The 17,477-nt window shown below is 35.8% G+C and carries 18 protein-coding genes; 9 read left to right on the plus strand and 9 right to left on the minus strand.

Features of this window, described 5'->3' with window-relative positions:
- Nucleotides 1-18 precede the first annotated feature (18 nt).
- From ATE49_RS17430 to ATE49_RS17440, 3 genes are read left to right on the plus strand one after another with little or no spacing between them, the layout of a single operon-like run.
- Nucleotides 19-747, plus strand: a complete 729-nt coding sequence (locus tag ATE49_RS17430; RefSeq protein ID WP_065083108.1) for an energy transducer TonB — start codon at nucleotides 19-21, stop codon at nucleotides 745-747.
- Nucleotides 748-765: 18 nt separating this feature from the next.
- Nucleotides 766-1,545 carry an energy transducer TonB gene (locus ATE49_RS17435; protein WP_065083109.1) on the plus strand — a complete coding sequence of 260 codons (780 nt, stop codon included), beginning with the start codon at nucleotides 766-768 and terminating at the stop codon, nucleotides 1,543-1,545.
- A complete protein-coding gene (locus ATE49_RS17440; RefSeq protein ID WP_065083110.1) occupies nucleotides 1,545-1,982 on the plus strand; it encodes an META domain-containing protein in 438 nt (145 codons plus the stop codon). Before ATE49_RS17435 ends, ATE49_RS17440 begins: the two co-directional genes overlap by 1 nt.
- Here ATE49_RS17440 and ATE49_RS17445 read toward each other — a convergent pair.
- The gene (locus ATE49_RS17445; RefSeq protein WP_059345889.1) at nucleotides 1,979-2,254 is read right to left on the minus strand and encodes a hypothetical protein; all 276 of its coding nucleotides are present in this window, start codon (nucleotides 2,252-2,254) and stop codon (nucleotides 1,979-1,981) included. The two genes, ATE49_RS17440 and ATE49_RS17445, sit on opposite strands and share 4 nt — an antisense overlap.
- A 111-nt stretch (nucleotides 2,255-2,365) precedes the next feature.
- Between ATE49_RS17445 and hflX the strand changes: the two genes are divergently transcribed.
- From hflX to ATE49_RS17460, 3 genes are read left to right on the plus strand one after another with little or no spacing between them, the layout of a single operon-like run.
- Nucleotides 2,366-3,580: a GTPase HflX gene (gene hflX, locus ATE49_RS17450; protein WP_034870890.1), complete on the plus strand. Its 1,215-nt coding sequence runs from the start codon at nucleotides 2,366-2,368 to the stop codon at nucleotides 3,578-3,580.
- A gap of 39 nt (nucleotides 3,581-3,619) precedes the next feature.
- A complete protein-coding gene (locus ATE49_RS17455) occupies nucleotides 3,620-4,894 on the plus strand; it encodes a cation:proton antiporter (protein WP_059345890.1) in 1,275 nt (424 codons plus the stop codon).
- 6 nt (nucleotides 4,895-4,900) lie between these two features.
- Nucleotides 4,901-5,632 carry a DNA alkylation repair protein gene (locus tag ATE49_RS17460; protein ID WP_065083111.1) on the plus strand — a complete coding sequence of 244 codons (732 nt, stop codon included), beginning with the start codon at nucleotides 4,901-4,903 and terminating at the stop codon, nucleotides 5,630-5,632.
- On the opposite strand, the gene ATE49_RS17465 is transcribed toward ATE49_RS17460, so the two are convergent.
- Nucleotides 5,629-6,009: a group III truncated hemoglobin gene (locus ATE49_RS17465; RefSeq protein ID WP_065083112.1), complete on the minus strand. Its 381-nt coding sequence runs from the start codon at nucleotides 6,007-6,009 to the stop codon at nucleotides 5,629-5,631. The genes ATE49_RS17460 and ATE49_RS17465 overlap by 4 nt on opposite strands.
- Nucleotides 6,010-6,102: 93 nt before the next feature.
- On the opposite strand from ATE49_RS17465, the gene ATE49_RS17470 reads away from it, so the two are divergent.
- Complete coding sequence (locus ATE49_RS17470) at nucleotides 6,103-6,594, plus strand: YkgJ family cysteine cluster protein (RefSeq protein ID WP_065083113.1); 492 nt, start codon at nucleotides 6,103-6,105, stop codon at nucleotides 6,592-6,594.
- Nucleotides 6,595-6,720: 126 nt separating this feature from the next.
- On the plus strand, nucleotides 6,721-6,999 hold the full coding sequence (locus ATE49_RS17475) for a hypothetical protein (protein WP_059154429.1): 279 nt from the start codon (nucleotides 6,721-6,723) through the stop codon (nucleotides 6,997-6,999).
- Between the two features lie 89 nt (nucleotides 7,000-7,088).
- On the opposite strand, the gene gdhA is transcribed toward ATE49_RS17475, so the two are convergent.
- The 3 genes from gdhA to ATE49_RS17490 all read right to left on the minus strand — a co-directional run bounded on the left by gdhA (nucleotide 7,089) and on the right by ATE49_RS17490 (nucleotide 10,553).
- Complete coding sequence (gene gdhA / locus ATE49_RS17480; protein WP_059154430.1) at nucleotides 7,089-8,453, minus strand: NADP-specific glutamate dehydrogenase; 1,365 nt, start codon at nucleotides 8,451-8,453, stop codon at nucleotides 7,089-7,091.
- 185 nt (nucleotides 8,454-8,638) lie between these two features.
- A complete protein-coding gene (gene dprA, locus ATE49_RS17485) occupies nucleotides 8,639-9,748 on the minus strand; it encodes a DNA-processing protein DprA (protein WP_065083114.1) in 1,110 nt (369 codons plus the stop codon).
- A 37-nt stretch (nucleotides 9,749-9,785) separates the two neighbouring features.
- Nucleotides 9,786-10,553, minus strand: a complete 768-nt coding sequence (locus tag ATE49_RS17490) for a rhomboid family intramembrane serine protease (RefSeq protein WP_034870898.1) — start codon at nucleotides 10,551-10,553, stop codon at nucleotides 9,786-9,788.
- A gap of 167 nt (nucleotides 10,554-10,720) precedes the next feature.
- Between ATE49_RS17490 and ATE49_RS17495 the strand changes: the two genes are divergently transcribed.
- On the plus strand, nucleotides 10,721-11,842 hold the full coding sequence (locus tag ATE49_RS17495; RefSeq protein WP_065083115.1) for a DUF3078 domain-containing protein: 1,122 nt from the start codon (nucleotides 10,721-10,723) through the stop codon (nucleotides 11,840-11,842).
- A 6-nt stretch (nucleotides 11,843-11,848) separates the two neighbouring features.
- Here the strand turns inward: ATE49_RS17495 and ATE49_RS17500 are convergent, their stop codons facing one another.
- From ATE49_RS17500 to ATE49_RS17520, 4 genes are all read right to left on the minus strand, one after another.
- The gene (locus tag ATE49_RS17500) at nucleotides 11,849-13,381 is read right to left on the minus strand and encodes a YifB family Mg chelatase-like AAA ATPase (RefSeq protein ID WP_065083116.1); all 1,533 of its coding nucleotides are present in this window, start codon (nucleotides 13,379-13,381) and stop codon (nucleotides 11,849-11,851) included.
- Between the two features lie 197 nt (nucleotides 13,382-13,578).
- Nucleotides 13,579-15,321: a fibrobacter succinogenes major paralogous domain-containing protein gene (locus ATE49_RS17510; RefSeq protein WP_065083118.1), complete on the minus strand. Its 1,743-nt coding sequence runs from the start codon at nucleotides 15,319-15,321 to the stop codon at nucleotides 13,579-13,581.
- Between the two features lie 32 nt (nucleotides 15,322-15,353).
- Entirely contained in the window at nucleotides 15,354-15,575 is a 222-nt protein-coding gene (locus tag ATE49_RS17515) for a hypothetical protein (protein ID WP_065083119.1), read from the minus strand.
- A 108-nt stretch (nucleotides 15,576-15,683) separates the two neighbouring features.
- Nucleotides 15,684-17,261 (minus strand): helix-turn-helix domain-containing protein, encoded by a 1,578-nt coding sequence (locus ATE49_RS17520; RefSeq protein ID WP_233174421.1) that lies wholly within the window; start codon nucleotides 17,259-17,261, stop codon nucleotides 15,684-15,686.
- Between the last annotated feature and the right edge of the window lie 216 nt (nucleotides 17,262-17,477).

The raw sequence follows: 17,477 nt of genomic DNA on the forward strand, positions 1-17,477 counted from the left end.
TTTAATGAAATATTTATGATGAAAAAATTACTTCTTTTTACTTTATTAGGATCTTTATTTTTTGCACAGCAAAAAGAGGATATTGTTTATAATGAATATCCAACAGGTACAGATTTTTATGATGGTGGAGTAGTGAAATTTTATAAAGACATTCATGATGTTATTGTTAAAGAAAAGATAGAGTCTTGTAAAAATAAAAAAGAACTATATAAAGTCAATTTCATTGTTTATCCGGATGGGAAAATAAAATTTGTAAAGGATATTGATCCATTAAAAACAGAACAAAATAAATGTGCTTTTGAACTCTCTCGTAAGACTTTCAAGTTTTTAAATAAATGGAATTCAGCAGTTGTGTCTGGTGAGAAAGTTGCTGCAATGGCAAGTGCGTATATATATCCAGATGATTTGTTTTCCAATTATAGCGAAGGATATGATATCTTGTATTATTTTACTCCGCCAGTATTTGCTGAAGGTGGTAATAGCTTCAGGAACCAATTTGCGAAGAATTTAAATTTTAGAGGAGTTAGATTTAATCAATTTATAGTAAATGTTGCTATTCATTTTGATGTTGATGAGATGGGAAAAATGACAAATTTTAGAATGAAACCTGGTTCTGGAGATGAAGAAGTTGATGAAATGTTTATGAAGTCTATCAAATGGATTAAAGGTAAATGGATACCTGCAACAATACATGGAATTAATGTTGAAGCAACATATAAATTTCCAATAGTTCTCAATGAAAATTAATAAACCCAACACCAAAATATGAAACCACAACTATTATTAGTTTTTACACTTATGTGTAACCTGTTTTTTTCTCAAAGTTCTGAAAAACTTAAAGAATTTGTATTAGATAAATATCCTGATGATCAGGTCTTTTATAAGGGAGGCTTGAAATCTTTTTATCGTGATGTACATAATGTGATTGTACAGAATAAAATAAAAGCTTGTGGTCAGGATGATCCAAATCAGTACTATAAGCTGAAACTTAAAATTTATCCTGACGGAAGAACAGAGAAACTTAAGAATGTAGATTCATTAATCAACGCAAAAAATGAGTGTGCACGTGTACTGGCTAATAATGTTGTAAAAGATCTTAAAAACTGGAATCCCGGAGTGTATCAGGGAAGGCAGGTTCCGGCTATAGCTGAAATTTATATTTTTCCGTACGACTTATTCGGAAATTATAAAGATGGATTAAATTCTATAGAAAACTTTAAACTGCCAGAGTTTCCGGGTGGTAAGTCTGCTATGATTAATACGATTAATACTGAATTCTATACCATCTTCAGAGATTTTGATATTCAGGGAAGTATTCTGCTGAACTTCGATATCAATGAAAAAGGAGAAATGAACAATCTTACAGTATGGCCTAAAATAATGGAGCAGAATTTTGTATGGGAAGCGATGCGAACATTTAAAAGAATAAAAACTACCTGGAAACCGGCTATGAGAAACGGAGTTCCTATGGCTTATCATTTTGAATATGGAATGGGGATGTCATTGGGATACAATTATGATAAAACAAACAAAGACAACAATTAATGAAAAGAATTTTAAGCGTTATTGGATTTATGCTGGTAACGATGTGTGTTACTGGGTGCGCAGTCACTCAGAAAGAAATAAGCACTAATCTTAAACGACAATGGATGCTTGTTTCTATGAAGGAGTTTTCTAAAGACGAACTAATACATGCAAAAGCTTCTGTAGATTTAACAACCAAAGAACCTGGTACTGTGGGTTACTCCGCTTTTATGGGGTGTAATAATCTAAGGTTCCAATTGAATGAAGTAAATGGTAATAAACTGTCTGTGTCTGGCGTTTCCGGAACAAAAATGTTTTGTCCGAATCATCTTGATTTAGAAAATCAATTTATAGCTCTTTTTCCAACAATGAAGCTTTATAGTGTAGAAGGGCATTTTCTTACACTGAGAAACAGAGACGGAGAGGAAATGAAATTTGTGGCAGCCGACTGGGATTAGTCAGAAGAAACTATCTGCCAGAATATATCTGTATTTCTAGGAAGCATTATTTCATGAGGGCTTACCAGAAATATATCAGCATTCTTATCGCAGGTCGCTATATTTTTAAAATATTTTAGCAAATCACTATTAGAAAAACCTATCCGGAACTCATTTCTGAGCTCCGGATTTTCGTATACAAAGCAAAGATTTCCGGAATTATCCTCCGGTAGGTATTCCAATTTTAATACCTTTTGTAAATAATCTTTTAATATTTGTATTTCGTTTCTCATAACACTTTAAAATTAATAAAAGTATAATTATACATAACTGTGTTACTAAGGGTTAAAATATGTTTTATATTTAATTCTGTAAACTTTATTTCACAATTCTTATTTTTGTATATGCTAGAAAAAAAAGAACATCAGTATGAAAAGGCGGTCTTGGTAGGTCTTATTACCAAAGATCAGGATGAGGAGAAACTAAAAGAATATATGGACGAACTGGAGTTTCTTGCCTATACAGCAGGAGCTACGGTCGAAAAAAGATTTACCCAGAAAATGTCCCAACCGGACTCTAAAACATTTGTAGGTAAAGGTAAAGCTGAAGAGATACGGGACTATGTAAAGGAAAATGAGATAGGAACTGTTATTTTTGATGATGAACTTTCTCCTTCTCAGTTAAAGAATCTGGAAAGAGATATAGAAGTTAAAATTCTGGACAGAACCAATCTTATTCTGGATATTTTCGCTCAACGCGCTCAGACTTCCTATGCCAGAACACAGGTAGAGCTTGCACAATATGAATATCTGTTGCCACGTCTTACCAGGATGTGGACCCACTTGGAGCGTCAGCGTGGAGGTATTGGTATGAGGGGGCCTGGTGAAACTGAGATTGAAACTGACCGCCGTATTATTCGTGACAGAATATCTTTATTAAAAGATAAACTGAAAACAATAGACCGTCAAATGGCAACTCAGAGGAATAACCGCGGAAAAATGGTTCGCGTTGCTTTGGTAGGCTATACCAATGTGGGGAAATCTACTCTGATGAATTCCTTGTCTAAATCTGAAGTATTTGCTGAAAACAAACTTTTTGCAACACTGGATACCACAGTAAGAAAGGTGGTAATAGGTAATCTTCCTTTCCTGTTGACGGATACGGTGGGATTCATTCGTAAACTGCCAACACAGTTGGTAGAATCTTTCAAATCAACATTGGATGAGGTACGTGAAGCAGATTTATTGATTCATGTTGTAGACATCTCACACGAAAGTTTTGAAGACCATGTTAATTCAGTAAACGAAATTTTACAGGAAATAGATGCACACAAAAAGCCTGTACTTATGGTGTTCAATAAAATTGATGATTTCAGCTATGAGAAAAAAGCTGAAGATGATCTGACACCAGCTACACGGAAAAATGTTTCCCTTGAAGAATGGAAAAATACATGGATGGCAAAATCTAAACATCCTACAGTTTTCATTTCTGCTCTTACAAAGGAAAACTTCCCCGAGATGAAAAAAATGATCTATGATGAGGTTCTTAAGATTCATATTTCAAGATTCCCATATAATGATTTCCTTTTCGAATATTATGACGATGAAGAAGTAGAATAATAAATAAACTAAAAAACACAACAAGAAGAAAAAAGAAGGATGGAGTTATATTATTCGTTTTCTGCACTTATAGTGCTGGCATCTATTTTTGCCTATATCAATTACCGATTTTTGAAACTTCCCAGTACGATTGGGATTATGGTTATTGCCATTGTTGTTTCTACATTTCTGGTATTATTCGGAGAAAGTGTGCTGCCTAAAACATTTGTAAGGCTAAACCGTTTGATGGATAGTATTGACTTTACGGAAGTATTGATGGGAGCTATGCTTAACTTTTTATTATTTGCCGGAGGAATCCATATTAATATTAATGACCTCAAAGAACAGTTTCGACCTGTTTTTATATTTTCAACAGTGGGTGTGGTAATCTCCACCTTTGTAGTCGGTTTTGGAGTTTATTATATCTTTCCGCTTGTAGGGGTGCATATTCCTTTCCTGTATTGCCTTGTATTTGGTGCCCTGATTTCACCAACTGATCCTGTAGCGGTACTCAGTATTCTGAAGCAGGCAAAAGTATCTAAATCACTCGAAACAAAAGTTGCCGGAGAATCGTTATTCAACGATGGTATGGCTGTCGTTGTTTTTACAGTGGTACTGCAGTTAGCGGTAGGGAAAGAGGTGGATCTTGGAATAGAAAATATTTCTCTTTTGTTACTTCATGAAGCCGGCGGGGGATTGTTACTCGGTGTTCTGTTAGGTTGGGTTACTTCCAGACTGATGAGAGAGGTCGACGATTATATTATATCCGTACTGGTTACACTGTCCGTAGTGATGGGAGGTTACCTTATTGCACGACAACTACATATTTCAGGACCATTAACGATGGTTGCTGCAGGTTTGTTTATGGGGAATTTCAATGTTAATTTCAAAATGAAATCTGTTACCCAGGACTATCTTATTAAATTCTGGGAGCTGATAGATGAAATTCTGAATGCCGTTTTGTTCCTTTTTATAGGCTTTGAACTTTTAATGATAAAGGATCTCCAGAACTTTGTAATCCCTGGAATTATAGCCATTGCCGTAGTATTATTAGCCAGAGTTATTTCTATATGGGGCCCAACACAGTTTATGTCTTTCAGAAGCCGATTTAGTCCGCAAACGATTAAGGTTTTGATATGGGGTGGAATTCGGGGAGGAGTATCCATTGCCTTGGCAATGTCTATTCCAAAGAACGAATACAGTACGGCTATCCTTAGTATTACTTACTTTGTTGTGGTATTCTCTATTATTGTACAGGGTCTTACTATTGGTAAGGTGGCCAATCCTAAAAAGATTGCAAACGAAGAAAAAGAGCAGGAATCTATTTCAGAATAACAGCATATGAAAGGAAAAGCGGAACATATAGGGCAACAGATAGAAGAAGCTCTTCAAATGCTTTCTACACCAGAAAGAGCCGTTCAGATGCCGCGATATTTCAAAACCGGAAAAGGAGAGTATGGAGAAGGAGATATATTTTATGGTGTTTCCGTTCCCGATCAGCGAAGTGTTGCAAAAGAATTTTATAAAGATATTTCAATGGAAGAGCTTTCGGAGGTATTGAAATCCGAAGTACATGAAATGCGATTAACAGCAATCCTTATTCTGGTTGCCAAATATGAAAAGGCAAAAAGCAGTACAGAAAAAAGAAAGTTGGTAGATTTTTATCTCGATCATCTTGAATATGTGAACAACTGGGATATTGTAGACTCTTCAGCGCATAAAATATTGGGCGATTATGCTTTCCACAATGGCGAGGAAGGAATATTATACAGGCTTTCCTCAGATGAGAATATGTGGAAGAAGAGAGTAGCAGTAGTAGGTTCGTTCTGGTTTATAAAGAATAGGCATTACGAGCTAACACAGAATCTGGTGCTGAATAATCTAAAACATCCGCACGATCTAATGCATAAAGCCAATGGTTGGATGCTTCGTGAAATAGGGAAGAAGGATGAAAGTGTAATGCTGGATTTCCTCAATAAGCACTATAAAGAAATGCCGAGAACAAGTCTTCGCTATGCTATTGAAAGATTGGATGAGGACCTTAGGCAAGACTATCTTAAGGGAAATATTTAAAGTCTTCTTGCCATTTCCATTTTATAAGCCATAAGACTTGCAATGTTGTTGGCTTTGTATATAGCTAAGTCCGCATTTTTTCCAGAAAAGTTTTCTTCCACTGTTTCTGTCCATAGCTTTATCCAGTGTTCAAAATGCTTTTTCTCAATAGCTTTTATTTCATTAATTGGAAAATGGACGCGCATTGGATTTCCTTTATAAGTCATTTGACCAAAAAGAATAGACTCCCAAAAGTCATACATCTTGGGCAAATGCTTGCTCCAGTCGACTTTGCCAATGTCATTGAAGAATAAGCCTATCTTGTTGTCTGTCTGAATTTTCTGATAAAATTTGTTTACCAACAATTCTATATCTTCTCTGGTTTCCAAGTCATTCATTCCCACTATTTTTATCAAAGGTACAATGAGAAGCAATGCTTTACAAAATTTTAAAGACTGATTAATTACATATCCTTAATTTTGTAGCTTATTATGGATTTAAAATATTACGCAGAACAGGCTAAGCTAAAACATAAAGAACATAAAAAGTTTCTGGATTCTCTTAAAAAGAAACCGCCTAAAAATCTGGATTATGTTGTACAGGAAACTCATGATGAGGTTTTCGAAGAAATTGATTGTCTGCAATGTGCTAATTGCTGTAAAACAACGGGACCATTATTTACTGAAAAGGATATAGAGCGGGTTGCAAAACATCTTCGCATGAAAGCTTCTGACTTTGAGGATAAGTTTCTGAGGGTGGATGAAGATCAGGATAAGGTTTTGCAAGCCTTGCCGTGCTTTTTTCTGATGGATGATAATAAGTGTTCTATTTATGAGGTAAGGCCTAAAGCTTGCCGTGAATATCCACATACAGACCGAAAAAAAATTTACCAGATTAATAATCTTACATTAAAGAACACGATTATATGTCCTGCAGCTTATACCTTCGTAGAGAAAATTAGAAAAAATTTGGAAAAAAAGTAAACGTATTCCCAATGAATACTAAATAATGTCAAAGTGCGTTAAAGTTATATAATGTAAACAATTTCAAATAGATAATGGTCGTTTTAAAACTGAACACTAAAATTTAATTTTTAAAAACGAAACATTATGAAAAGGTTATTTTTCTCAGCCATTTTACTGGCTTTAGGTACAGGTGCTACATTTGCTCAGTCAACAACTCAGGACACTACTAAGAAAACTACTACAACGACAACAGAAGTAGCAACAACACCTTCTACAAGTACAACAACTACGGCTCCGGCTAAAACATCGACAGAGGTGAGTACAACAACTACTGTAAATACAGATGACAAGAAGCAGCCGGAAACAAACGATCCGAAAGCAACTCACGAGAAAAAGAAGAAAAAAGAAAAGAAAATTGAGTAATCCAAATATTCGCTATTTAGTTTTTCTTCAAAATAAAAAGGATGGTTCAAAACCATCCTTTTTACTTCTTCATATTTTACTTTTTGTTTCTATACAACACCTTGTGCAAGCATAGCTTCTGCTACTTTCACAAATCCGGCAATGTTAGCTCCTTTTACATAGTTTACATAACCATCTTCATCTTTACCGTAGTCTCTACAAGCTTTGTGAATACCTATCATAATTTCTTTAAGACGAGCATCTACTTCTTCAGAAGACCAGTTAAGACGTAGAGAGTTCTGCGTCATTTCAAGACCAGAAGTCGCAACACCACCAGCGTTAGATGCTTTACCAGGAGAGAACAATACTTTGTTATCCAGGAAGTAGTTAATAGCATCTAAAGTAGAAGGCATATTAGCCGCTTCAGTTACACAGATACATCCATTAGCTACTAATAACTTAGCATCTTCAAGATCTAATTCATTCTGTGTTGCAGAAGGAATAGCAACATCACATTTTACCTCCCAAGGTCTCTTACCTGGAACAAACGTTGCAGAAGGGTATTTCTTAGCGTAATCTTCAGCTCTGTTGTTACCTGAAGCACGAAGTTCTAATAGATAATCAATCTTGTCTCCAGAGATTCCTTCCGGATCATAGATGTATCCGTCCGGACCAGAAAGCGTAATAGCTTTACCTCCTAACTGGTCGATTTTTTTGATTACACCCCATGCTACGTTTCCGAATCCGGAAACTGCAAAAGTTTTGCCGCTGATGCTTTCACCAATAGTTTTTAGCATCTGCTCGCAGAAGTATACTACACCGTATCCTGTAGCTTCAGGACGGATAAGTGAACCTCCGTATGCAAGTCCTTTTCCGGTAAGTACACCGGTAAATTCGTTTCTTATTTTTTTGTACTGACCAAATAGGTAACCGATTTCTCTTGCACCAACACCGATATCTCCAGCAGGAACGTCAGTGTCTGGCCCGATGTGCTTGCAAAGCTCTGTCATGAAAGCCTGGCAGAAACGCATAATTTCGTTGTCAGATTTTCCACTTGGATCAAAATCTGCACCACCTTTTCCTCCACCCATTGGTAGAGTTGTTAAGCTGTTTTTGAATACTTGTTCAAATGCTAAGAACTTTAGTACACTTAGGTTAACGGTAGGGTGGAAACGTAATCCTCCTTTATATGGTCCGATTGCAGAATTCATCTGAATTCTGAAACCTCTGTTTACCTGAATTTCTCCTTTATCATCAAACCATGGAACACGGAAAATAATTACTCTTTCAGGTTCAGCCATTCTTTCCAATAGCTTGAATCCTTTGTACTGATCTTTTGAAAGAATGAACGGAATCACCGTTACAGCTACTTCGCGTACGGCTTGAATAAACTCTGGTTCATTAGGGTTTTTGGCTTCAATATAAGCCATAAAGCGGTCAATTTCCTGTTGTACTTCTGCACTAAATTGTTCCATTAGAATTTGATTTTTGTCCGAACAAAGTTAAAATTTTTCCCATATCTACCAAGGAATATTTTGAATTTCAGTAAAATTTAAAAAAAATACGGGTTTGTTTTAAAAATTTTACAATTTACTTTTGTTTGTTAGAAAGTTTCATTCTTTATTCATTAAATAATATAATATTAAGAAATTGTTAATTCTCAGCTTGGGTAATATTGTCTCCCGGAAGAGGCTTTAATGTGCCCCAAAAGTTCCAGATCTAATATTAGGGGTAAAATTTTATAAACCGGGAGAGATACTTTTTCGGCAATTTCATCCGGATTTATATTAGGGGAATCTGTAATAACAGATAGGATCAGTTGTTGCTCCGATGTAAGGTTCGCTGGGATCTCTTTTTCGTGAAATAGAGGGAGCTGTTCCACGGGTTTGACAAGAAGTCCCAAATAGTCAATCGTATCAGGAATGGAAACAATAATTCTTGCTTTGTTTTGTGAAATCAAAAGGTTGCATCCCTGGCTGTATTTATCTTCAATTGGCCCCGGAAGAGCCAGTACTTCACGGTTATATATATTGGCATAATTAGCAGTACTTACAGAGCCTCCGCCATAAGCTGTTTCTGTTATGATGGTAGTGGGTGATATACCGGCAATAATTCTGTTTCTCTGAATAAAACTTTCTCTTATCGGTGGTTGTGATGAATTGAATTCTGTAAAAAGACAGCCGTTTTGTTCCAGAATTTTATCAGCTAATTTTCTGTTTTTGTCAGGATACAGCATATGAAAACCATGTGCTAATACTGCGACAGTGGGGACGTGATTTTTTAAAGATTCTTCGTGTGTATAAGCATCTGTACCCACAGCAAGTCCGCTAACTGTTTGGATATTGTTATCTTTTAGAGAGTACAGAAATTCAGTAATAAACTCTTTACCATACTTCGAGCTTTTTCTTGTGCCTACTATACTAATATTTGTCCTTTGGTAATCAAATTTTCCTTTCTGATAGAGTATCGCCGGTGCATCGTCGCACTCGTTTAATAATCCTGGGGAATTTCCCTGATGAGAAAGTAAAATCTGAATGTTATTCTTATAGCAGAATTCTAGTTCTGTTTCGGCGAATTGTAAATGAGAATCTTTTCCTATATCTTCCGCTATTTTGTTTCCAATACCATATAATTTTATCAGCTCATGTTTGTGCAGGTTCCATGCTTTTTGAGCGGAGCCTGTTGTATTGACTATTTTCTTGAAGTATAAATCACCGATCTGCGGGCAATGTCTTAACGCTATGGAATAAAGATGCTCTTCGGAAAACATTTAAAATGTGTTTCCTTAAAAATAAGAAAATTATTAATTATTTTTTTCTTATTTCATCTAAAAAATCCCAAATATCTTCTTTTTTTCTGTAAGGAAGCTCTCTGAAGTCTTCCGGATTTTCCTGAATATATTTCTGCCAAAGGATATCGTCTTTCTCATTATAATACTCAGGATATTCCCAAATGAATTTTCTTCTTTTTTCTCCTTTATCTTTATAGATAAAGGCCATAATAATACCTATAACGGCCCCTGATAAATGGGATTGCCAGGATATCCGGCTCGGTTCATTTAACGTGAAGAGAAGCTCTTCAGGAATCATTCCCCATATCATACTACCATAATAAAGGGCTACTATAAGTGATACCGTTAATAATTTTAGGTTCCATCGTATAACACCACTGGCGAAAAGAAAGAATGCGAGTACATATATAACACCACTGGCACCAATAATACAAGAGGTATAGGTCTGGTGATCGAATAAATTAATTGATGGTGTCATCCATACAGCTAAACCGGAAAATAGCCAGCCATAAAGCATAACTCTATCCGCTACGGATCCGTAAAACTGGTATAGTAATGAGCTTAATACAACCAGAGGTAATGAGTTACCGAGTATATGCTCCCAACTTCCATGTAAAAAAGGTGAAAAGAAAATGCCTTTAAGCCCTGAAGGAACCAATGGTATAATAGCACCATCACAACCTTCGATCAGTCCAAGGTTCTGTACGAGAAATCCTAACCATATTGCGGCTAAAAAAAGTAAAGGCATAATAATAGCCTTTGGATGTATAACTCCTTTGAACATAATTAAAAAGTGCGCAAAAGTTTTGCCATACTATTTACGATTTATTTTTGGCATCTTTTGACATAAAATGAGTATTTATTCGTTTTTAAATAGTCATAGAAGTGACAAAATTTCTTTTTTTATAAAGAAGTTGTATTTTTGAACGAATTTTAAAAAGATTGGAAAAAATGAATAGGGTTTTAATAGGTACGTTGTTCTTTTTTGCAATGCTGGTTTCGGCTCAGCATGCAAAAACAAAAGCTGTTATCGATTCTATTAATCAGGCTAAATGGAAAGAAAACAGTGTAAACGTGGATAGTCTTTCTAATTTCAGCATGGTGAAAATTCCAAGAATAAAAATAGATACTATTATTATTCAGCAGCCTGTACTTATAGGTGCACTAACAGAGCCAATTCCGGTAACACCTTATCAGATTATGAGATCTCCAAGTCTTAGAAGATGGTATGTATATGGACAGAATAATGTTTTGTTTAACCAGGCAGCTTTCTCTAACTGGAATGCAGGGGGAAATAATAGTGTCGGAATAAATGCTAAGGTGAATTACAGCCTGATTTATAAAAAAGGAAGACATTTCCTGGACAATAATTTTCAATTAGGCTATGGATTGGTATCTTCTCAAGGGCAGTCTTCCAGAAAAACAGATGATTACATAAATATCATGTCCAACTATGGTTATGACCTTAGAAAGAATTATTATCTGTCTGCCGGTATACAATTTCTTTCTCAGTTTTCTCCGGGATATAATTATTCTACAACACCGGAACCTGTTTATAATGACAGAATATCGAAATTTATGGCTCCGGGATACCTGAATATAGGTCTCGGTATCTCTTTCAATCCAAAAGAGAATTTTCAGGTGATATTCCGTCCGGCAACAGGAAGATTTACTTTTGTATTGGATCCGAAGCTTCAGGTAGCGGGTAATTATGGTTTGGAAAGAAATGGTCAAAGTGTAAGAACGGAGTTTGGTGCATTAGCCAATATTATGTACAAAATCCAGATTATGAAGGATTTTAGCTTTACCAATCAGCTTAACCTTTTCTCCAGTTATACAAGCCACCCGGAACGGGTTGATATCTCTTATACTGGTGTAGTTAATATTAAATTCAATAAATTTATTTCTACTATTATATCTGTTGATTTGTTGTATGATCATGATCAGATCCAAAAATTACAGATGAAGCAGACTTTAGGAGTAGGTATTTCTTATAATCTTGGTTTGCAGGCAGAGGACAGACCTGATGGTAAGAAATTTATCAAACCTTTTGCTACAGGAGTAAGAGGATAGTAGCCTTCAGACATTCCAAAATTCCCGATCCAGGCTTCTGTATTGTATAGCTTCTGAAATGTGAGCTGTAGACAGATCATGAGAATTTTCGAGATCAGCAATAGTTCGGGCAACTTTTAGTATCCTGTCGTAGGCTCTGGCAGAAAGGTTTAATTTTTCCATAGCAGCTTTCAGTAGATTCAGAGATGTTTCATTGAGTTCACAGAACCGATCTATTTCTTTTGCACCCATTTGTGCATTGTAATTTATATTCAGTTCAGTAAACCTGTCAGACTGAAGCTTTCGGGCTTTAATAACGCGTTGACGAATTTCAGAACTGGTTTCTCCTTTCTTTTTGTCAGAAAGCTGCTCAAAATCCACTTTATCAACTTCTATATGAATATCAATACGATCTAATAATGGCCCTGAAATTTTGTTCATATATCGTTGCATTTCAAAGGTTGAAGAAGTATTGTTGGGGGCATCGGGAAAATAACCAGAGGGGCTTGGATTCATAGAGGCAACTAACATAAAACTTGCCGGGTAATTCACCGTAAACTTGGCTCTGGATATATTAACCTCACGGTCTTCGAGGGGTTGTCGCATTACTTCCAGTACACTGCGTTTGAATTCAGGCATCTCATCCAAAAATAATACACCATTATGGGCAAGTGAAATTTCTCCGGGCTGTGGGTAACTGCCACCACCCACCAGAGCGACATCTGATATGGTGTGGTGTGGGTTACGGAAAGGTCTTATCGTAATTAACGAATTATCAGTCTCTATTTTTCCGGCAACAGAATGTATTTTTGTCGTTTCCAGGGCTTCTTTTAAATTTAAAGGAGGTAATATTCCCGGAATCCTTTTAGCAAGCATGGTTTTTCCGCTTCCGGGAGGACCGATTAATATAATGTTATGCCCTCCCGCAGCAGCTATTTCTAAAGCTCTTTTAGCCATTTCCTGACCTTTTACTTCACTAAAATCCGAACTAAAATTGTCAGTCTTTTGCTCGAATTCTTTCTGAACGTCGAATACTGTTTTGGGTAAAGGTTTACCCTGGTCGAAGAAATCTATAACCTCCTTAATATTAGTAATACCATAGACATCCAGTTTATTTGTAATAGCAGCTTCCTGTGCATTTTGTTTAGGTAAGATAATTCCCTTGAAGCCCTCTTCGGCAGCCTGAAGAGCAATTGGAAGAATACCTTTCAGTGGTTGTAAGCCTCCGTCCAGAGATAATTCTCCCATAATAATATATTTATCGAGATTTTCAGCCTTTATGGAGTTGTTTGCAGCCAATATACCAATAGCGATTGTGAGATCATAGGCAGAACCTTCCTTTCGAAGATCAGCTGGTGCCATATTGATGGTAATTTTCTTTCCGGGGAGCTTATAGCCTACATTTTTTAGGGCAGCAGAAATTCTGTGGCTGCTTTCTTTAATGGCATTGTCAGGTAAACCAACAAGATAATAGCCAACACCTTTATCGATATTGACTTCTACAGTAATACAACGGGCCGAGATACCATGTATGGCACTTCCATAAACTTTCACTAACATATATTTTCAATCATTTGTTAGTGAAAGGTATAAAAAATAAATTAATATATAGAATTGTGTTTTATATTTATGCTTATTTGGTTTATAAAATTAATTTAAATTACATTGTTCAATTAATAAAGGCGGGTAACCTTTTTTATTTCAGAATTACCCGCCATTTACAAACAAATGATGAAGTTGTTAAACTTATTTTCTATTTAAGTATTCGGAATTGATGTTGTTCTTACACAACGAACCATACGTCCCTCTGTTTTTGCTCCGGATCTTACTTCTGCATTACTCCAGCCTACAAACCATGCAAATCTGGAATAACTCATATACCAATAATTAGCATTGTTGGTGTTAGCAGAAGTAGAAGACCAGTAATATGCGCCGCCTCCACCTAGAGCCCCCAGAAAAATCCCTCCGGGAGAATCGCTTACACTTGTCCCTCCTAAAAATCCGGGAGCAGTACGATATCCGTAAAAAGAAAGGAAAAGCCTTTGGGAATTTGTAGGGAAGGATGTATTTAAATTATTTCCTGCATCCAGATTATACACTGCACTAAAATTTGCACCTAAGAATAATCCATAATTTTCTTTTTTGTCATCAGGCTGTCCCAGATTACTGAATTCAGTACTGGTAGGCAAACGCCACATTCCTTCAGGATAAACTTTAGAACAAGCATCAGTATTGTCAGATGAAGATCCTGTTGGTGTTGCTGCCATCCAGTTCCAGTATTCAGTATCTTTATCTGGCTGAGAATACTCGTTATCCGGTCGGAAACGGTATTTATCAATTTGAGAGGAATAGATTAAGTTTGTACGCGCCCACAATAAACCATCTAATCTCACACCGGATTCTATCAGGCGTACATTGAGTGTATAACGGTTTCCTAAAGAAGGCGTAACCGGAATATTGCTATATGGGACGATACTGTTACTAAAGCTTCGTGTGCTGTTGTCATCCATGTTAAGGTCTAGCTGGTTCAGTCTTATTCTTAAATTATTTGCAGGCACAGATGTTGGGCTTACAGTATAAAAAGTTGCTGTTTTTGTAGCTCCGGCTGCACCGCCGGCTCCAGCTTTGTTGACCATGCTGCCTCCGGTAACTGCGGATACATTCTGAAGGTTAGAATATTGTCCGGTAAGTACATTAAGGTCTCCTGTTTTAATTATGCTGGAAAAAGAAGTTCCGGTCCCAGTCCCAACCTCTACGGAGGTTGTATTATTGATGGTTCCAAACATTCCTCTTGTATCCAAATCTAATTGTATACGTGCTGTATTACGTTTAAGGACAATACTCATATTGTTTTGTCCATATTGTGCATTTATAACACCCTGATTCCATAATACATCTTTATTGGCCAACGAAGCTGCAGAAACAATTCCCGTGGCAGTATTTACTGATGGTGTTGAATTATCATTGGTAGAGACAATATACCATTTGTATTGTTTTCCTGCATCTACCTGGATATTTGGATTTGTTCCTGAAGTTGCATCAACATTTCTTATAAGCGTATTGCTTGCTGCATCATAAATTAACAAACGATATTTTGTACCTGTTATCATAGGGGTATTGGTTACTGCAGCGACAGTTCCTGTATATGAAGGTGTAAGAGAGGCCGAGAACCCTTGTGATTTATCGGACGTAATTTGGCCTTCAGCGCTAATCAGGACATCGAAATTTTCTGTTGAAATTACTTTTTCAGGGGCAATAGATGCTGATGACGATTTCACTGTATTTTTTATAGATGCAGTAGCGAGGTTTGTTATATTTTCTTCTTCCTCAATACCAGTAATATTAAAACTTAGAAATGTTCCTTGCATTCCGGTATTTCCATCCGGTTTTTGGGTTTCCTCATCTCTTGAGGAACAGGAGATATGGCTAAGCAGTAGGCTTCCTGTAAGAACAAAAGAACTCGTTGCCTTTATTAATTTTTTGTGTATAGATGTATCCATAGTTGTGTTTTACCTGATTAATGAGCTTTTAATTACAAGTCAAAATCTTTACCGCCCAGACTTCCACCATCATTCCAGTCTTCGACTTGTGGTGTATTAGGAGAACCTGCATCTCCGGGGTTTAAAGAGGCTGATGTCGCGGCAAAACCATGCTCCATCTCTATTAAAATGACTTCCAATACAGGTGGAGTGTATGTCTTTTTGCCGGAAGCATAAATCTCAGGTAAGACTTGTTTGTTTTTCTCTTTTTTCATCACTCTGATTTTTAATGTTTTATGCTGTAAAATTAGAATGATGACAGGCTTACCTGTTAGTGATGTAAAAGCAGAATTCTGGAAAATTGCTTCTATTTAATGTGTAATTTATTGTATATCAGTGTTTTTGGGAATTTTGTTTTTTCTTTTTAATGTTCTTATAAACTCGGAAGGAGACAGTCCAACTTCTTTTTTAAATATGTAAGCAAACCTGCTTTGTGAAGAAAAGCCACCTATATCTGCCAAATAACTGATTTTGTAATTCTGAAATTTAGGTTCTTTACAGAGGCAGTGGACAATGTATTTTATTTTCAGGCCATTAATATAATCGTTGAAATTTTTATTCCGGTGAGCCTTCAGGAGGTAGTGTACATACTTTGTATTGGTATCGAGAATCGATGCAAGGTTTGAAAGAGTAAAGTTTTTTGCCATAAAATCGGTTCCTGTTTCAAATTGGTTTAGTTTTTCCAAAAGCTCAGATTCTTTAGCTTCAGAAATAAGAGTAGATGTCCGCGTAATGTTTTCGTAATTGAGATTGATAAAACTAAAATTTTCAGGAGGCAGTATGTCATTTTCAGATACATGCTTTATTTCTTTAGTAAAGACAATTCCAATGTTTCCTGTATGATTTGGAGGTCTTTTCTTGTATATTTTTTTATCCTTTATAATAATATATAAGGTTAAAATAGCGGTTAGCAGGATAAAAAAACTTTTCCAGTGCTCTATCTGACTATTCTGATCGGTAACTTTCTTTTCTTCCCGCTCAATTTCCAATTCATTTACTTTTTGAATTTCGAGTAAGATTTTTTTGAAAAACTCTTTAAAACTTTTAGAGCTGTGATCATCTAATTGGCCTATTTTGCTTAGAATTTTCTCTTCTGAAATTCGTTTAGCAAATACCTGGTAGCCTTTTTTTTCTGCGATTTTTTCTGCAGAATCAAACCATTTTCGGGCTTCTTCTCTTTTGTTTTCTTTTGTTGCTATCATCGCCTTGCACAGATAGTAATAGGGTGTCTGATATTGGAGATCAATATTTATATCCTTTAAATAGAGCTCTGTTTTTTCAAAACTTTTTTTAGCTTCATATAGATTGTTGTTTTTTAAATAATCATAAGCAATGATATTATGCTCTAAAGCGAGATCAATTTTTTGCTGGAAAGTAAAAGGCTTTGATTCATAGGGTTTTAAATATTTTTTCTTTAGCAGGCTTATATTTTCCTGATGGTATAAAATGGCTGAATAAAACTGGCTACTATGCTCCATTCTTCGGGCCTTATACAGGTTCGTCATTATAGTAGAATCCGTTCTGTCAAGAGAGTTGAAGAATGAACATGTTATCCCCCAATACTCATTGGCTTTATTAGAAAAGCCTATACTCTGGTATATATCACTCAGGAAATAATTAATGACAAAACGTTCCTTGTTATGCTGATTCTTCAATGCATAATAATCGGCCTGTTCATAAAGTTTAATGGCTTCAGTATATCTTATTTGTTTGTACAAGGAATCTGCTATTTGCATAGACGTCAATATTCTTCCCTGATCTGTTTGTGATGTTGAGAGGCGAGGATTAGGATCTAAGTAGTAGAGCTTTCGGATATATCCGGATATATTGAAGCTGTCTGTTACTTGTGCAAATGTAAGTGCTGAAAATAGCACCAGAGCGTAAAAACATTTTATCATCATTCCTTTGTTTGTGTAAAAACAAAGAAAGGAAGAAGCTTTCTCTAATACAGTGTTATTTGTATTAAATGTTGGACAGTTTTCTGGAATATTGTAAAAAAAGGAGGACTTAATTCCAGAAAACTGATTATAATTTGATGTAATTTCTGAAAAATAAAAAAAACAGGGTGATATTCCCTGTTGTATGTTTAGCTATATTTTAATGTATATTGCTGAAAA

It is taken from the genome of Elizabethkingia miricola (assembly GCF_001675285.1).
Classification (GTDB): Bacteria; Bacteroidota; Bacteroidia; order Flavobacteriales; family Weeksellaceae; genus Elizabethkingia; species Elizabethkingia miricola.